Genomic DNA, 16280 nt, shown 5'->3' on the forward strand with positions numbered 1-16280 from the left:
GGCTATCCGGGAGATTTCACCCGTGCCCGCGCTTCCCGATGCCGCGCCACCGGGGTGACATCGAGAACGCGCCGGACCATCGTGGCCAGAAAGACCGACGGCGCAAGTGCTTCGGGCACCTCGGCGTGCCGGATGGTCACCGCGGGCAGTAGGGCCAACGCCTCGTCGACGCCGGCGAAATCGAGGCTGCCCTGCTCGGAGTCCACCGGGGCCGGGGTGATACCCGCCGCAACCAGAGGGTCATCGCCGTCGTCATCATCACCCGAATCATCTGCACTACTGACGATGTCAACGTCATAGTCGATCATCACCAGTGCGACGCCGTGGTAGGCGTCGTCCTCGTTGCCCAGCTTCTGCAGCAGGTCGATCAACCATTCTGCTTTGTTGGGCTCGGTTTCCAGGATGGTCGACCGCAACCCGTAGACGAAGCCGAGTGCAGCCAGCGGATGTCGCAGCCGCAGATTCTTGACGTCGCCATAGCTTTCCTCGACCCGGTTGGCGGCGTTCTTACCGAAGCTCGAATCCATCCGTTTGGTGCTGATCAGCAGTTCGGGACCGGTGTCCCAGTCCGACATGACGACGTCGACCTGCTTGACGTAGTTCTTGCCGAGGATATTGGCGCTCGAGCCCACCACGCCCTTCATGGCAGTCTTTCCGAAAAGTCGGCGCTGCAGGGGTTCTCGTTCATGCCGAGGTAGTTCGGCGAGCAGGCTGGCGATGGAACGGGGCATGATCCGCGGGTTGCTGGAACGCGGCCAGACGGCGTCCGGTTCGAAGCCCGCGCGTCGGAGTTCGTAGGACAGCCAGACATCCAGCGCAAGCGCGGGCACACCGGTGTTGGTATCGGCCTGCAGGTACAGCGGAACCCCGAGGAGCTTCTGCAGCACCGCGAAGTCCGGTACGAAGGTGGGCTGTTCGCCGGTGCCCTGCCGCCAGGGGTTGCTGTGCACGCCGCCAGGCGCAGCATCGGCGACGATCCGGTCGAAGATGGCCCACGCGGTGGCTTTCGCAGACTCAGCGGCCACTACGCGACCTGGTCTGCCGTCGCGATGATAGCGAATCATGAGCCGCCCGCAGGGAATTCAGTGCTTTCCGGGATTCGACATGGCGCTGCAGCTCAAGGGCTTCGTCGACGATCTCCACCGCCGCCATCAGCCGGCCATGCCGAAGATGGGTGGCGACCTGGCGCCGAACCGCCCGCAGCGCGTCGGCATGGCTGGTGACCAGATGCTCCGAGGGGACCGCCCACCGGTCGGCTTCCCGTGGTTCGATCTTCAGGATGCCGCCCCCATAGGCTCGGCCCACCATCTCGGCGTGCAACACGGTGACGGAGTTGAGCATCGCCACCGGCAACAAGTCCCGCCCCAGCGCGCCGACACCGTCATGCAGATAGACGCCGTGCACCGAGTTGAGGTGATGGGCTTTGACCTGGTTGGCCACCAGGCGTGGCGTATCGGCGTTCATACACGTCAGCAACAGATCCGCGGGCCGCAGCAGCGGAACGCGGTACCACGGTGTGCGGACCCGACATTTGTAGGCGTTGTGTACGCCCGCGGTGTAGCCGGCGTCGATATACCGTTGAGCGGCCCGAGATGGGTCACCGTCGGGGCGGAACAGGAACACCGATTTGCCCTCATCCTCCAACCGCCGCAACAACTCCGGTGAGAGCACCAACCCGCGCAGGTGCGCACTGCCCGGCGGCGACAGGCGAAGCACATCGCTGCGACGCAATCCGAGTTCGGCCACCCGCTGCCGGGACAGCGCGAAGTAGCCGTTGTTTCCGGTGACCATTCCCAACGTGGTGTCACCCCACTGATCGAGGGTGGTGAAGTGACCCGCTGAGGTCAGCGCCGCGATCTGAGTGGCCGACGCCCCGCCGATGAGACCGCTGACCCACTTATCAGAAGGGTCCGGTGGCACCCAATGATGTTGGGCAAGAACAGAGGTCAGCGACGCCGCATTGGGTGCGCGGTGGATGGTGGCGTGTGCGCTTGGCCCGTTGTTGAAACCGTCGGCGAGCAGTAACACGACATCGGCCTCGGCGCCGGGGAACACCTGCTCGTCGAACAGCACCAGATCGACGGTCGCAAACCGGTCGAACAGAAACTTCCTGACCACCCCGGCGTAGTTGACGCTCAGCAGTTCACCCGGCAGGACCAGGCCCATGCGGCCGCCGTCGCGCAGGAACATCGCGGCATGCACGGTGAACGCTGCCCAACTGGACGCCAGCCCCGACAGCGCGACCCCCGCACTGAGCGCCGCCTTACGGGACTCGGCCCTGGATTCGCCCCGGAACTGCTGATAGCGGATGTAGGGCGGGTTGCCGATGACCGCGGAGTAGGTCGGCCGGGGTAGCACCGCGAAGAAGTCGCCGACGTGGATCCGCGGGTCACCCCCGGCGGCGGTAACCCGGCGTCGGGCAACGGCAGCGCTATCGGAATGGATTTCGACGCCATCCACTTCGGGCCGCTCTCCCGTTTCACCGCCGAGTGCCCGCAATCGGTCCGTGGCCGCCACCAGGAACGCCGCGTCGCCGGAGGAAGGTTCCAGAATGCGGTCACTGGCGGTGCGGATGGCCCAGGAGGCGATGTACTGCGCGATTTCGGGTGGGGTAAAAAACGCACCGCGCGCCTTGCGGCCCTGCGCGGTGTCGGTCATGGGGTGATTCTGATGCAGGCCACCGACAAGGCGCGGCAGCGAAACGCGCGCCGACCCTTGGCGAGCAGACGCAAACATGTACTTTTCCGCACGAATTTGTACCCTTTTACGTCTGCTCGGCCCATTTAGTCCTCGGCGGCCAAGAGCAGGTCAGCGTCAAAACAGCTGTGGTCACCGGTGTGGCAGGCCCCGCCGACCTGGTCGACCTCGAGCAGAACCGCATCCCCGTCGCAGTCCAGCCGCACCGAGTGCACGCGCTGGGTGTGCCCCGAGGTCAGGCCCTTGATCCACTGCTCACCGCGCGATCGGGAGAAATACGTGGCTTCCCGGGTGGCCAGCGTGCGTGCCAGCGCATCGTCGTCCATCCACGCGACCATCAGCACATCACCGGTGCCGTGTTGCTGGACCACGGCCGTGAACAGACCGTCAGCATTGCGTTTGAGCCGCGCGGCAATATCGGGGTGAAGTGTCACCGGACAATGATCCCTTCGGCCGCCATCGCCGCCTTGACCTGGGCGATGGTCAGCTCCCGGAAATGGAAGACGGTTGCGGCCAGTACGGCGTCGGCTCCTGCAACAACCGCCGGCGGAAAATGTTCCACCGCGCCCGCACCACCGCTGGCGATCACCGGAACCGTCACCGCGGCCCGCACAGCACGCAGCATCGCCAGATCGAAACCGGTCTTGGTGCCATCGGCGTCCATCGAATTGAGCAGGATCTCCCCCACCCCGAGTTCGGCCCCACGAGCGGCCCATTCGATGGCGTCGATACCGGTACCACGCCGACCACCGTGGGTGGTGACTTCCCAGCCCGACGGTGTTGGGGCCTCGCCGGCCGGAACGGTGCGCGCATCGACGGACAACACGATGCACTGCGAGCCGAACTGCCGCGACAGCTCGGCGAGCAGCTCGGGTCGGGCGATGGCGGCGGTGTTGACCGACACTTTGTCCGCCCCGGCACGCAGCAGCACGTCGACATCGGTGACCGAACGCACACCACCACCGACGGTCAGCGGGATGAAAACCTGTTCGGCGGTGCGCCGCACGACGTCGAGCATGGTGCTCCGACCCGACGACGACGCCGTCACGTCGAGGAACGTCAGCTCGTCGGCACCCTCCGCGTCGTAGAGCGCGGCGAGTTCCACCGGGTCACCCGCGTCGCGCAGGTTCTCGAAGTTGACGCCTTTGACCACCCGGCCGTTGTCGACGTCCAGGCAGGGAATGACCCGAGTAGCCACGTCATGTCTCAGGTCGTGTTGCACCTCGGTCATCGGTAATCCTCCGGTACGCCAGCAGATTTCACGATCTCGATGAGCCGCTCGTGCACACCGGGTGCGCCGGCCACGGCCGACAGCGAGGTCGGCGTCCACGGCGCGCCATCTAAGTCGGTGACGATGCCGCCTGCGGCGCGCACCAGCGCCACCCCAGCGGCGTAATCCCACACATGATCACCGAAAGTGATGGCGCCCCCGAGTATTCCGTCCGCGACATAAGCCAGGTCGACACCGGTGGCACCGTGCATCCGCGGACGTGAGCATTCCCGGCTCAGGTTCTCCAGCACCGCCACCCGATAACGGCCGGGGAAACGGCCCCGCCAGTCGATGTTGAACGTTCCGAATCCGACGATCGAGTCCGATAGCGCCGGCGAACTCAGCGGCGGTTGCGCCACCCCGTTGGCATACAGCGGTCCGCCTTCGACGGCGGTGTAGCGGTCGCCGGTGAACGGTATCCAGGTCAGGCCGGCAACGGGTTCACCGTCGCGCAGCAATCCCAGCAGAATCGCCGCCATCGGCGAACCGGCGGCGTAGTTGAAGGTGCCGTCGATCGGATCGAGTACCCACACCAACGGGGAATCGATTGCGGCGCCGCCGAACTCCTCGCCGTGCACCCCGATCCCGGTGGCGGTGGTCAGCGCCTCGACGACCTCTCGTTCGATGGCCAGATCGACTTCGGTGGCGAAATCGTTGCCCTTTTTGCGGACAGCGGATTTGGCGCCACGGCCCGCGACAAACGGTTTCGCCGCCGCATCCAGGATGTCCGCAGCCGTGGCGACGAGTGCGGACAAATCGGTGGCATCGACTGCCATCGCTGCCTTAACCGCTGACCGCGGCGAGCGCCTGCGGCAAGGTGAATCGCTCTGCGTAGAGCGCCTTCCCGACGATGGCACCTTCCACACCGCTGCCGGTCAGGGTGGCGATCGCGACCAGATCCTCAAGGCTGGAGACCCCACCGGAGGCAATGACCGGAGCGTCGGTGCGCGCGGCGACAGCGGCGAGCAGTTCCAGGTTCGGACCGGTCAGGGTGCCGTCCTTGGTGACGTCGGTGACGACGAACCGCGAGCAGCCTTCCCGGTCGAGCCGGTCCAGCACCTCCCACAGGTCGCCGCCGTCGGTTTCCCAACCGCGGCCCCGCAACCGGTAGCCAGAGTCATCGATAAGGACGTCCAACCCGACCGCGACCCGATCGCCGTACTCGGCGATGGCCGCCGCGCACCACTGCGGATTCTCCAACGCCGCGGTACCGATGTTGACCCGGGCGCAGCCGGTGGCCAGGGCGGCCTTCAGCGAGGTGTCATCACGGATGCCGCCGGAGAGTTCAACAGCGACGTCGAGCTTGCCGACCAGTTCGGCCAGCAGTTCGGCATTGGAGCCGCGACCAAAGGCGGCGTCGAGGTCCACCAGATGGATCCACTCGGCACCGTCACGCTGCCAGACCTCGGCAGCTTCCAAGGCTGAGCCATAATCGGTTTCACTTCCGGCCTTACCCTGAACCAGGCGCACCGCTTTGCCTTCGACGACGTCGACGGCAGGCAGCAGGATGAGCGGTGGGCTCGTCATCGATGTATTCAAAACTACAGTCCCTCAACCCAATTCGTGAGCAGTATCGCACCGGCGTCACCGCTCTTTTCCGGATGAAATTGTGTCGCCGACAACGGGCCGTCTTCGACGGCGGCCAGAAACGGTACGTGATGTGTTGCCCACGTCAGTCGGGCGTCGGGCCGGCCCGTCCACGTTTGGGCGGCGTAAGAGTGCACGAAGTAGAACCGGGTATCGGCGCCGAGTCCGTTGAACAACACGCTGCCAGGGGCGGCATCGACGACATTCCACCCCATATGCGGGATGACGGGTGCGTCGAGTCGGGTGACCGCACCTGGCCACTGCCCGCAGCCAGACGATTCGACACCGAACTCGACCCCACGGGTGAACAGAATCTGCATACCGACGCACACACCGAGCACGGGCCGGTTACGGGCGATCCGTTCGGCGATGATCTTCTCACCACCGATGGCCCGCAGACCGGTCATGCAGGCTTCATACGCACCCACACCGGGAACCACCAGACCGTCGGCTTCGGCGGCCAGTGCGGGATCGGCCGTCACCTCGACGTCAGCGCCCACCCGCTCCAGCGCTCGCTGCGCCGAACGCAGGTTGCCCGAGCCGTAGTCGAGGACGACCAGCTTCTTGCGACTCGCGGTCACAAAGTGCCTTTGGTCGACGGCACCCCGGACACCCGGGGGTCTGGTTCGACAGCCTCACGCAGTGCCCGCGCGACAGCCTTGTACTCCGCCTCGGTGATGTGATGAGGGTCCCGGCCATAGATCGTGCGCACATGCAGGGCGATGCGCGCGTTGTAGGCCAGTGACTCGAAGACGTGCCGGTTGATCACCGTGTGGTAGGGCGCGCTGGAGCCCGCAATGGTGAAGTGCACCATGAACTCCGGCTCACCGGTGTGCACAAAATACGGTCGCCCCGAGACGTCGACGGCGGCGTGCGCCAGCGTCTCGTCCATCGGGATGTAGGCGTCGCCGAACCGGCGGATACCCTTCTTGTCGCCGAGCGCCTGGCCCAGTGCCTGACCGAGCACGATCGCAGTGTCTTCGATGGTGTGGTGGCCTTCGATCTCAACGTCGCCCGTGGCACGCACGGTCAGATCGAAGCTGGCGTGGGTGCCCAACGAGGTCAGCATATGGTCGAAAAACGGCACACCCGTGTCGATGTGGACATCTCCGGTGCCGTCGAGGTTGATCTCGACGACGATGTCGGACTCCTTGGTCTTGCGTTCGACTCTCGCGATCCGACTTGTCACTGTGCTCCTACTGTTGAGGCCAGTTCGGTATCGGCCAGGCGTGCGCTCGCGGCCAGCAGCGCATCGTTTTCTTCGGCCAGCCCGGTGGTGGCGCGCAGGTATCCGCGGATACCGACGTCGCGGATCAGGATTCCGGCGTCCAGGTAACGCTGCCAGGTGGCGGGCGCGTCGGCGAACTCACCGAACAACACGAAATTCGCGTCGCTGGGGATGACCCGGAAACCCATGTCTGACAACGCCGCCGACACCCGGTCCCGTTCGGCGATGAGAGTCGCCACGCTGCCGAGGGTGTCATCGGCGTGCCGCAGCGCCGCCCTAGCGGCGGCCTGGGTGACCACCGAGAGGTGATACGGCAGACGCACCAACAGCATGGCGTCGATGACCGCGGGTGCGGCGATCAGGTATCCCAGCCGGCCGCCGGCGAACGCGAAGGCCTTGCTCATCGTGCGGGTGACGATCAGCTTGGCCGGGTAGTCGCTGATCAATGCGACCGCGCTGGGCTGGGAAGAGAATTCGCCGTAGGCCTCGTCGACGATGAGGACGCCGCCCAGCATGGCGTCGAGGATCTTGCGTAGATCCCCCAGCGGGACACTCTGCCCGGACGGGTTGTTCGGACTGGCCAGGAACACCACATCAGGGCGGCGCTCCCCGATCGCGTCGACGGCGATATCGATATCGAGGCTGAAATCGTCTCCCCGCGCAGCTTCGAGCCATTCGGTCTGGGTGCCATCGGAAATGATGGGGTGCATCGAGTACGACGGGACGAAACCGATGGCACTGCGGCCCGGTCCGCCGAACGCCTGTAGCAGTTGCTGCAGGATTTCATTGGAACCGTTAGCCGCCCAAAGGTTTTCGACTCCTAGCGGGACACCGGTCTGCGCACTCAGGTAGGCCGCCAGGTCGGCGCGCAAGGCCACGGCATCGCGGTCCGGGTACCGGTGCAACTCGGCCGCAGCATCCCGCACCGATGCGGTCACATCGTCGATCAGCGCAGGAGTCGGCGGGTGCGGATTCTCATTGGTGTTGAGCCGGACCGGGACGACCAATTGTGGTGCACCATAGGGTGATTTGCCGCGCAGGTCGTCCCGCAACGGCAGGTCGGACAGACTGATGCTCTCGCCGGTCATCTCTCGAACCTCCGTCGCACTGCCTCGCCGTGGGCGGGCAGGTTCTCGGCCTGGGCCAGGGTGATGACGTAGCCGGAGACGTCTTTGAGGGCGGCCTCGGTGTAGTCGACGACGTGGATACCGCGCAGGAAGGTCTGCACCGAGAGGCCGCTGGAATGCCGGGCGCAGCCCGCGGTGGGCAGCACGTGATTGGACCCTGCGCAGTAGTCGCCCAGGCTGACCGGCGACCAGGCGCCGACGAAAATAGCGCCGGCGGAACGGATCTGATTGGCCACGGCCGCGGCGTCGACGGTTTGGATCTCCAGGTGTTCGGCGGCGTAGGCGTTGACCACCCTGACGCCGGCCTCGACATCGTCGACCAGCACCGTCGCCGACTGACGGCCCTGCAGTGCCGTCAGCACCCGTTCGCGGTGCACGGTGGTCTGCAGCTGGACAGCCAACTCGGCGTCCACCGCTACGGCGAGGTCGCTGCTCGGGGTGACGAGCACGCTGGCGGCCATCTCGTCGTGCTCGGCTTGGCTGATCAGATCGGCGGCGACGTGCACGGGGTCGGCGGTGTGATCGGCCAGGATGGCGATCTCCGTCGGGCCCGCCTCGGCGTCGATACCGACCTGGGAGCGGCAGATGCGCTTGGCCGCGGTGACATAGATGTTTCCCGGGCCGGTGATCATGTCCACGGGAGCCAGTTCGCTGCCATCGGTGTCGGTCCCGCCGTACGCCAACAGCGCGATCGCCTGGGCGCCACCCACGGCCCAGACCTCCTCGACACCGAGCAGGCGGGCCGCGGCCAGGATGGTCGGGTGCGGCAAGCCGCCAAACTGGGCCTGCGGCGGGCTGGTGACCACCAGGGAATCGACGCCGGCAGTCTGCGCCGGGACGACGTTCATCACCACGCTGGACGGATAGACGGCATTGCCACCGGGAACGTACAGCCCGACCCGTTCGACAGGCACCCAGCGCTCGGTGACCGTGGCGCCCGGCGCGAGTTCGGTGGTGGTGTCGGTGCGACGCTGATCAGCGTGCACCGCGCGGGTGCGTTCGATCGCCACCTCGAGCGCGGCGCGCACGTCAGCGCCGAGATCGCTCAGCGCTTTGTCCAGGGCAGCGGCGGGAACCCGCACCGCATCGGGCCGCACCCCGTCGAACGAAGCGCCATATTCCAGGGCCGCGATCGCACCGCGGGCCGCCACGTCATCGACGATGGGGCGCACCTTGGGCAGGACAGAGTCGACGTCGACGCCGCCGCGCGGCAGGGTGGTACGCAACTGCGCAGTGGACATGCGGCGATTACGCAGGTCGATCCGGGGCATCTCGAAGCTGGCCATCTGCTCAATTGTCCCTGATCGGTCCAGCTGAATAAAAATCCGGCCACCGAACCGTCCGTAGCGCGGACGCGGACGGTCCGATACGGGTCGGTCCAGCTGAATAAATCGATTGAGCTGCGGCCCGGCCGACTGCCACACTTCGGCCGTGCAGTGGCAATTGTGGTTGGCGTTCCTCGGGGCGGCGATCCTGATCAGCGTGTCCCCCGGCGCAGGAGCGATTCTGACGATGGCGACCGGTTCGGCGCACGGCGTGCGACGGACATACTGGTCGATCACCGGCCTGGAAATCGGTCTGATGGCGCAACTGGTGCTGGTCGCCGTCGGACTCGGGGCCGCCCTGGCCAATTCGGTGCTGGCGTTCACCATCATCAAATGGCTCGGTGTGGCATATCTGATCTACCTGGCGATCCGGCAATGGCGAACCGCCAGATTCGACCTGAGTGCGCAACTCGGTCAGCAGGCCGACGATAGGCCGTTTCCGATGGTGGTGCGCGGCTGCCTGGTCAATATCACCAACCCCAAAGGCTTGGTCTTCCTGCTTGCGGTGCTGCCGCAGTTCGTGGTGCCGACGGCTCCGCTGCTCCCCCAATACGTACTCATCGGAGTCACCATGGTGGCGGTCGATCTGGTGGTGATGGGCGGGTACGCCGCGCTGGCGGCCAGACTGCTGCGTTGGCTCAGCACACCGCGTCAGCAGACCGTGTTGAACCGGGTGTTCTCCGGGCTGTTCGCGACGGCCGCAGTGGTGTTGTCACTCGTGCGAAAGGCTGCGACGGCTTAGGACCCGACACGCGGCGTCATTGCAGTCGCAAGGACATTGCTGATCGCCTATTGTTGCCACCGAATAATCACAGCCGTCAATTATGAACATGGGTGGTCGCATGGCCGAACGTTCCGGTGTCCTCGATCGACCACCTCGTCGGCGCAAATTAGCTCAGCGGCGCGCGGCCCTGGCCCTTGCGGCCGGTTTGGTGGCGATCCCCGTGGTACCGATGGTCGCGGACGCGCTGCTACCCGAACCCGGCTGGGAGTCCGCCGACGGAGCCACCCAGGTCGATATCTTCACCGCCGACGGCAATGGGGTTGTCGTGGTGGCCCCCGACGGTTGGGAAGCTCAGGACAACGGCGATACCGCCGTACTGCGGTCCGATGGTGGATCGGTCGTCCTTGTGGCCGTGTACGACAGATCAGGGCGAGATCCCGAATCGGTGGCACAACGGTTGATGCGCGCCAACCGAATTCAGGGCATCAACTCAGCGCTCGATGGCGGATCGATCGCCTCTGCCGATGGCGCCCTGACCGGCGAGACCTGTGTGGTGGTCACCACAGAAGCCACCGGTAGCTGCGCCTACCTCGTCGACGACGACGTCGTGGTCTCGGTGATTTCGGTAGGTCACCCCGGGCAACCCGCGCTACCGATCACCGACGTGGTGGCCCCGATGGAAAAGAAGGACAAGCAGTGACCGCTTTTGCCACCGCTGCCGAACCGACCGTTTCGGTGCGCACACCCGTCATCTACCGACCGGAGTCGGCGGTTTTCTGGTTGTTCCTGATTGCGCTGTTCGTCGGCACCTTTGTCCTGCTCGACGACAGTGCGGTCACCATCAACGAAACGTTGGACGCCCAGATCGCGCTCGGACCGATCTGGCTGGGCTTCATCGTCTTCCTGGTATGGCTGATGTTCAAATTCGACCCGTTCCGCAGCGCGCGGCAGTATCCCCAGGCCCTGGTCGCAGGCACCGCACTGGGCGGCACCACCGCGATTGCGATGGCCATGAACGGCAACGGAGCCCTGACATCTCTGTGGGCCCGCGTGCTTGACCCCGATACGTTGACCGCATGGTCGGCCGCGCTGACCGCCCCAATCATCGAGGAAGCCGCCAAGGCCATGTGTGCGGTGGTGATCCTCGTACTGGCCGCCCCGGTGTGCAACCGCATCTCCCATGCCCTGTTACTGGGCATGTTCGTCGGGTTCGGCTTCGACATCTCGGAGGACCTGACCTACGCCGCCAGCCAAGCCATCTCGAGTCTGGATTCCGACCTATCCGGAGCCGGGTCGAATCTGGCGTTGCGAATCTTGACTGCCGTCCCCGCTCACTGGGCTTACACCTCGTTGGCCACGGTCGGCGCACTGCTGCTGCTGCCGTCGTTCGCCGGGCGCGCGCATTGGCCACGGTCCCGGCGCATTCCGTTGGCCCTCACGCTGATGGCCTGCGCGTCGCTCATGCATTTCATCTGGGACTCCCCCACCCCCTCTTGGGATGACAACGGTTTGCTGACCCTGGTCATCAAGGTGGCGGTGAACACCGTCATCTTCCTGGTGCCCACGTTGCTGCTGCTGCGTGCGGAACGGCGTTGGGTAACTGACCAAATCGCGACCGGCCGCACCGGCCGGCTGTCGAAATTCGATGCGGCCGTGTTGGATTCACTTCCGACTAGGCGAACTCGTCGGCAACTGCAGCGCCAGTTCCGCAGCAGCGGCGGACGGGCCGCCAAGAAGGCGATCCGCTATCAGCAAAATCAGGCGCTCGACGCGATCCAGTCAGGTTAGGCCCGCTGTGATGCCGAAGTTCGGCGCGCTCAGCGGGTCTGCCCAGCTACCGGCACAAGCCCGCGATGGTGGTGTTCGCAGCGTCGGCATCCTTCAGGCGGGCGGCCTGCGCCGGGTCCGAATTCTGTGCACCCGCGGTCGCGGCCGCTCCGATGTCCATCAAGCCGTTACCGAAGGCACGCACCGGATCTGCTAACTCCGCAGGAGTCGCCGGATCAAGACGTGCCAGCAGGTACTGGCCACCGTCGTAGAGCGACAGTCGCGCGTTGGCAGCAACAGCGAGCGCACCGGTCACATCTTCCGGGCCGCCAGGCGCGGCCAAGTTGGTGTTCTGCGTGACGCCGGTCCGGACCGTGTTGAACGCCGTGCAGATTTTGGCTTTGCTGTCACTTCGCTGCGCGTCGGTGTAGTTCCCCGATTCCGCAGCAGACCCCGAGGCGACCGGTGCTGGCCGCAGAAGTGCCCACCCAGCAAGAGCGAGCGCCACAACAGCGATCGCGGCGACGACAATGAGGGCGATTTGACTGCGGTCGCGAGTAGTGGTTGGGCGGTGGGCTCGCCGGGTGGACGAGCCGTCTTCAGTGGATTCCGACATGCCGCGATGGTAACTGTCGTGAGTCCGGTCGCGGTTCAACGCCCCTGCGATCCGCCCGTGTCGATATTGACGTCGATGACAAAGCGACGGTCTTTTAGGCGCGGCGCGGAGCAAACACCCCAGCGTCAATTGTTAATGTGACCGATATCCGCCACAACTCATTGACGGTTTATTGCATTGAGATCTACAGCAAACTGTGACGGTCAGAATGGTACGTGGTTGGGTGCACCCTAAGCGGGTACTGTGGCTCGGAATCCGTCATGCACCGCTGAAAACAGCCCTGTCGCGAGCTATTTAAGATCGGCGATCAGAACACGCGCGACCGGATCGACTGTCCGGTCTCGACGGGAATCAACCATGTCTGCGTCAACTTCAACGAGCAAACACCGGTGGCAAGCTCGGGCATATTCGGTAACGGCACCAACGGACAGAACGGCTAATCGCACCACCCTGTCACCTACATGTCCAGCCCGATATCGAGTATCCGGACCGAGTGCGTCAGTGCTCCGACCGCCAGATAGTCGACACCGGTACTCGCGTAGGCCGCTGCCGAGTCCAGCGATAGCCCACCCGAGGACTCCAGCTGCACACCCGGGGCGCGATTGTCTCTGCGCTGCACGGCGATCTGCGTCTCCCATACCGCGAAATTGTCGAGCAGGACCAATTGGACATCCTCGGCGAGAATCGCGTCGAGCTGCTCGAGAGAGTCGACTTCGACCTCACACGGCAGGTCGGGGGCGGCCTCGCGAACCGCACGCAGCGCGGCAACCACCGAACCGGCAGCGGCGACATGGTTGTCCTTGATCAGCGCGGCATCCCCGAGGCCCATCCGGTGATTCACTCCGCCGCCGATGCGGACCGCGTACTTCTGCAGGGCCCGCAAGCCGGGCAGCGTCTTCCTGGTGTCCCGGATCTTGGCTTTGGTGCCCTCGACTTCCGCTACCCACGCGGCGGTCGCCGTCGCAATCCCGGACAGGTGGCAGACCAGGTTGAGCATCGTGCGTTCCGCGGTCAGCAATCCACGGGTTTGCGCTTCCAGCGTCAGCAGGGCATCGCCGGAATTGAGGCGATCACCGTCATCGGCCCGGCCGATCACTCGGTAGCCGTCTGCGCCGAGCACCTCGTCCAGAACCAGCAGGGCGATATCGATCCCTGCCACGACGCCACCGTCGCGGGTGACCATCGCCGCCGTCGTCACCGCATCGGCGGGAACCGTTGACAGCGTGGTGATATCGGGACCGAACCGGAGGTCTTCGTCGAGGCCGCGGATGATCGTCGAACGTGCTTCGGCCAGTTCGTCATCGCTGAGCGCCATCAGGACACCGCCGCCGGGGCCGGTGTGTCGATGACCGCGCGTCCGTCAGCGAGCCGGACCACCGCGCTATGGGCCTGGGCAGCATCGGTATCGGGGTGATCGCCGCGGTGATGGCAGCCACGACTCTCGGCGCGGGCCAATGCCGCCGCCGTGACCGCCTGCGCCGTCACGGTCAAAGCGGCATCTTCGAAGGCGCCCCGCGTTCTGGGGTCGAGCGGACGGGCGCTGTCGATCAGGTCGGCGAGCCTGTGCAGCCCGGCCGCGTTGCGCACCACCGACGCATCTCGCGACATCGCCTGCTGGAGTCCGACGCGGTCGATGGCGCGGTAGGCGACACGCTCGGAGGTGTCAGCCCTCGTCGCGCCGGCGGTATCGGCATGCGCGGCCGCGGCGTGGCCGGCCCGTCCGCCGACCACCAGTCCTTCGAGCAGACTGTTCGACGCCAGGCGGTTCGCGCCGTGCATCCCGGTTCTGGCGACCTCCCCCGCGGCGAACAGCCCCGGCAGATCGGTCCGTCCGTGCACGTCGGTCAGGACGCCACCGCAGCTGTAGTGCGCGCCAGGTACCACGGGGATCGGTTCGCGCGTCGGGTCGATACCTGCCGCCCGGCACGCAGCGGTCACCGTCGGGAACCGTTGCTCGAACCCGGCAATGCCTCTGGCATCGAGGTACACACAGGAGTCACCGCTTTCGGTGAGGCGGGCGTCGATGGCGGCCGCGACGATATCCCGCGGGGCGAGATCACCCATCGGATGCGCGCCGGCGGTCACCGAATTGCCTTGCCGATCAACCAAAGTGGCGCCTTCACCGCGGATCGCCTCGGTGATCAACGGCCGCCGTCCACCGCCTTGTCCGTCGAACAGCATGGTCGGGTGAAACTGGATGAACTCGATATCACTGACCGCAACGCCAGCCCATAGGGCCAGGGCCACCCCGTCGCCGGTGGAACCGTCGGGGTTGGTGGTCGCGGCGAAGAGGTGCCCGAGGCCACCGGTGGCGAGAATGACGGCAGGCGCGTGCACGATGCCCGGCCCGTCCTCGCTCATCACCAGCACACCTGTCACTGCGGTGTCATCGCGTAAAACCTGGAGAGCAACGTGGTTTCGCCGGATGTCGAGCAGGGCTGCCGCCCGATCAAGCGCCCGCTGCACTTCGGCGCCGGTCGCGTCGCCGCCGGCGTGGATGATGCGCCGCCGCGAATGCCCGCCTTCGCGGGTCAGCGCCCATTGCCCCGGCGCCGATTCGTCGAAATGTGCACCGCTGGCGACTAATTCGCTGACGGCACGATAACCGTCGGCGACAATGGAGCGCACCGCGTCCGGGTCGCAGAGGTCGCCGCCCGCGGCGAGGGTGTCTGCCACATGCGCGTCGATGGAATCATCGGTGCGCGGTAGCACCACGGCGATACCACCTTGGGCGTAGAACGTCGCCGTCTCGGCCGCTTTACTGAGGACCACCACCCGCTTGCCGCGTCGGTGGGCCGCCAGCGCGGCGGCCAGCCCTGCCACACCGGTACCGATGACGATGACATCGGCGCGCTGTTGCCACAGCGCCCCGCCGCCGCACCGTGGCGAGCTCACTCTCCGCCGCCGGGCTGCCCGATCTCGATCATCCGTTGCACACTGCGTCGAGCCAGCCGAGCGGTTTCGAGATCAACATGAACCTCATCGGCCCCCTCGACCAGGCAGCGCAGCAGGGCGGCGGGGGTGATCATCTTCATGTACTTGCACGACGCCCGATCGTTGACCGCGCGGAAGTCGATATCTGGTGCCGCACGACGCAACTGGTGCAGCATGCCAACCTCGGTGGCGACCAGGACCTGCCGGGCATCTGTTTTCCGCGCCTCGTCCAGCATCCCGCCGGTGGACAGGATCTTCACCCGGTCCTCGGGGAAGGCACCTTCGCCGGCCAGGTATAGAGCCGATGTCGCGCAACCGCATTCGGGATGGACGAACAGTTCGGCATCCGGATGGGCCCTGGCCTGTTCGGCGAGTTCGTCACCGTTGATCCCGGCGTGCACGTGGCACTCACCCGCCCAGATGTGCAGGTTGGTCCGACCGGTCATACGCCTGACGTGCGCGCCGAGAAACTGATCGGGGCAGAACAACACGTCGCGGTCTGGGTCGATGGACGCGACCACCTCGACGGCATTCGATGAGGTGCAGCAAATATCGGTCAATGCCTTCACAGCGGCAGTGGTGTTCACATACGACACCACGACAGCGTCGGGATATTCGTCTTTCCAGGCCTGCAGCTGCTCAGCGGTGATCGAGTCGGCCAGTGAGCAGCCCGCGCGTTGGTCGGGTATCAGCACGGTCTTCTCGGGGCTCAGAATCTTGGCCGTCTCAGCCATGAAATGCACACCGCAGAACACGATGGTGTCCTCAGGCGCCTCCGCCGCTATCCGCGACAGCGCCAGGGAGTCTCCGACGTGGTCGGCAACATCCTGGATGGCAGGCAGCTGGTAGTTGTGCGCAAGCAGGGTGGCACCACGCAATGTCGCCAGCCGGCGAACTTCGGCGGCCCATTCCTCGTCGCCGAGTACTCCGGAATACCCACCGGGTCCATCGATGATCTGTGCGGCCAGATTGGCCTCAGTTGCAAAGCGGTCCAGGACTGTCATG

17 protein-coding genes are annotated in these 16280 nt (G+C 65.7%); 3 read left to right on the top strand and 14 right to left on the bottom strand.

Annotated elements, in window-relative coordinates:
* Nucleotides 1-2: 2 nt before the first annotated feature.
* The 10 genes from ADBZ9O_RS19920 to hisD form a co-directional block, all read right to left on the bottom strand.
* Nucleotides 3-1064, bottom strand: a complete 1062-nt coding sequence (locus ADBZ9O_RS19920) for a hypothetical protein (RefSeq protein ID WP_526524663.1) — start codon at nt 1062-1064, stop codon at nt 3-5.
* Complete coding sequence (locus tag ADBZ9O_RS19925) at nt 1015-2658, bottom strand: HsdM family class I SAM-dependent methyltransferase (protein ID WP_526524664.1); 1644 nt, start codon at nt 2656-2658, stop codon at nt 1015-1017. Before ADBZ9O_RS19925 ends, ADBZ9O_RS19920 begins: the two co-directional genes overlap by 50 nt.
* Nucleotides 2659-2783: 125 nt before the next feature.
* Complete coding sequence (gene hisI, locus ADBZ9O_RS19930; protein WP_526524665.1) at nt 2784-3131, bottom strand: phosphoribosyl-AMP cyclohydrolase; 348 nt, start codon at nt 3129-3131, stop codon at nt 2784-2786.
* Complete coding sequence (hisF, locus tag ADBZ9O_RS19935; protein WP_526524666.1) at nt 3128-3928, bottom strand: imidazole glycerol phosphate synthase subunit HisF; 801 nt, start codon at nt 3926-3928, stop codon at nt 3128-3130. The genes hisI and hisF overlap by 4 nt, the downstream gene beginning before the upstream one ends.
* A complete protein-coding gene (locus tag ADBZ9O_RS19940) occupies nt 3925-4743 on the bottom strand; it encodes an inositol monophosphatase family protein (RefSeq protein ID WP_526524667.1) in 819 nt (272 codons plus the stop codon). The genes hisF and ADBZ9O_RS19940 overlap by 4 nt, the downstream gene beginning before the upstream one ends.
* Nucleotides 4744-4750: 7 nt before the next feature.
* A complete protein-coding gene (priA, locus tag ADBZ9O_RS19945; RefSeq protein ID WP_526524668.1) occupies nt 4751-5494 on the bottom strand; it encodes a bifunctional 1-(5-phosphoribosyl)-5-((5-phosphoribosylamino)methylideneamino)imidazole-4-carboxamide isomerase/phosphoribosylanthranilate isomerase PriA in 744 nt (247 codons plus the stop codon).
* 14 nt (nt 5495-5508) lie between these two features.
* Nucleotides 5509-6135: an imidazole glycerol phosphate synthase subunit HisH gene (hisH, locus tag ADBZ9O_RS19950; protein WP_526524669.1), complete on the bottom strand. Its 627-nt coding sequence runs from the start codon at nt 6133-6135 to the stop codon at nt 5509-5511.
* Nucleotides 6132-6743, bottom strand: coding sequence for an imidazoleglycerol-phosphate dehydratase HisB (gene hisB, locus ADBZ9O_RS19955; RefSeq protein ID WP_526524670.1), 612 nt, complete (start codon nt 6741-6743; stop codon nt 6132-6134). Before hisB ends, hisH begins: the two co-directional genes overlap by 4 nt.
* Entirely contained in the window at nt 6740-7870 is a 1131-nt protein-coding gene (locus tag ADBZ9O_RS19960) for a histidinol-phosphate transaminase (protein WP_526524671.1), read from the bottom strand. The genes hisB and ADBZ9O_RS19960 overlap by 4 nt, the downstream gene beginning before the upstream one ends.
* Nucleotides 7867-9195 (bottom strand): histidinol dehydrogenase, encoded by a 1329-nt coding sequence (gene hisD, locus ADBZ9O_RS19965; RefSeq protein ID WP_526524672.1) that lies wholly within the window; start codon nt 9193-9195, stop codon nt 7867-7869. Before hisD ends, ADBZ9O_RS19960 begins: the two co-directional genes overlap by 4 nt.
* Before the next feature lie 145 nt (nt 9196-9340).
* On the opposite strand from hisD, the gene rhtB reads away from it, so the two are divergent.
* From rhtB to ADBZ9O_RS19980, 3 genes are all read left to right on the top strand, one after another.
* Nucleotides 9341-9976: a homoserine/homoserine lactone efflux protein gene (rhtB, locus tag ADBZ9O_RS19970; protein WP_526524673.1), complete on the top strand. Its 636-nt coding sequence runs from the start codon at nt 9341-9343 to the stop codon at nt 9974-9976.
* Between the two features lie 100 nt (nt 9977-10076).
* A complete protein-coding gene (locus ADBZ9O_RS19975) occupies nt 10077-10658 on the top strand; it encodes a hypothetical protein (protein ID WP_526524674.1) in 582 nt (193 codons plus the stop codon).
* Nucleotides 10655-11746 (top strand): PrsW family intramembrane metalloprotease, encoded by a 1092-nt coding sequence (locus ADBZ9O_RS19980; RefSeq protein WP_526524675.1) that lies wholly within the window; start codon nt 10655-10657, stop codon nt 11744-11746. The genes ADBZ9O_RS19975 and ADBZ9O_RS19980 overlap by 4 nt, the downstream gene beginning before the upstream one ends.
* Nucleotides 11747-11792: 46 nt before the next feature.
* Here ADBZ9O_RS19980 and ADBZ9O_RS19985 read toward each other — a convergent pair whose 3' ends face one another.
* The 4 genes from ADBZ9O_RS19985 to nadA form a co-directional block, all read right to left on the bottom strand.
* On the bottom strand, nt 11793-12341 hold the full coding sequence (locus ADBZ9O_RS19985; RefSeq protein WP_526524676.1) for a hypothetical protein: 549 nt from the start codon (nt 12339-12341) through the stop codon (nt 11793-11795).
* A 457-nt stretch (nt 12342-12798) separates the two neighbouring features.
* The gene (nadC, locus tag ADBZ9O_RS19990; protein ID WP_526524677.1) at nt 12799-13656 is read right to left on the bottom strand and encodes a carboxylating nicotinate-nucleotide diphosphorylase; all 858 of its coding nucleotides are present in this window, start codon (nt 13654-13656) and stop codon (nt 12799-12801) included.
* Entirely contained in the window at nt 13656-15236 is a 1581-nt protein-coding gene (locus tag ADBZ9O_RS19995) for an L-aspartate oxidase (protein ID WP_526524678.1), read from the bottom strand. Before ADBZ9O_RS19995 ends, nadC begins: the two co-directional genes overlap by 1 nt.
* Entirely contained in the window at nt 15233-16279 is a 1047-nt protein-coding gene (nadA, locus tag ADBZ9O_RS20000; RefSeq protein ID WP_526524679.1) for a quinolinate synthase NadA, read from the bottom strand. Before nadA ends, ADBZ9O_RS19995 begins: the two co-directional genes overlap by 4 nt.
* Nucleotide 16280: the final 1 nt, after the last annotated feature.

This window comes from Mycobacterium sp., assembly GCF_965229105.1.
Taxonomy (GTDB): Bacteria; Actinomycetota; Actinomycetes; order Mycobacteriales; family Mycobacteriaceae; genus Mycobacterium.

Excerpts from the sequence above, each read along its gene's own strand:
- priA (WP_526524668.1), bottom strand. The coding sequence starts at position 5,494 with ATGACGAGCCCACCGCTCATCCTGCTGCCTGCCGTCGACGTCGTCGAA.
- nadC (WP_526524677.1), bottom strand. The coding sequence starts at position 13,656 with ATGGCGCTCAGCGATGACGAACTGGCCGAAGCACGTTCGACGATCATC.
- ADBZ9O_RS19985 (WP_526524676.1), bottom strand. The coding sequence starts at position 12,341 with ATGTCGGAATCCACTGAAGACGGCTCGTCCACCCGGCGAGCCCACCGC.
- ADBZ9O_RS19925 (WP_526524664.1), bottom strand. The coding sequence starts at position 2,658 with ATGACCGACACCGCGCAGGGCCGCAAGGCGCGCGGTGCGTTTTTTACC.
- hisF (WP_526524666.1), bottom strand. The coding sequence starts at position 3,928 with ATGACCGAGGTGCAACACGACCTGAGACATGACGTGGCTACTCGGGTC.
- ADBZ9O_RS19920 (WP_526524663.1), bottom strand. The coding sequence starts at position 1,064 with ATGATTCGCTATCATCGCGACGGCAGACCAGGTCGCGTAGTGGCCGCT.
- ADBZ9O_RS19940 (WP_526524667.1), bottom strand. The coding sequence starts at position 4,743 with ATGGCAGTCGATGCCACCGATTTGTCCGCACTCGTCGCCACGGCTGCG.
- hisD (WP_526524672.1), bottom strand. The coding sequence starts at position 9,195 with ATGGCCAGCTTCGAGATGCCCCGGATCGACCTGCGTAATCGCCGCATG.
- ADBZ9O_RS19975 (WP_526524674.1), top strand. The coding sequence starts at position 10,077 with ATGGCCGAACGTTCCGGTGTCCTCGATCGACCACCTCGTCGGCGCAAA.
- nadA (WP_526524679.1), bottom strand. The coding sequence starts at position 16,279 with ATGACAGTCCTGGACCGCTTTGCAACTGAGGCCAATCTGGCCGCACAG.
- ADBZ9O_RS19960 (WP_526524671.1), bottom strand. The coding sequence starts at position 7,870 with ATGACCGGCGAGAGCATCAGTCTGTCCGACCTGCCGTTGCGGGACGAC.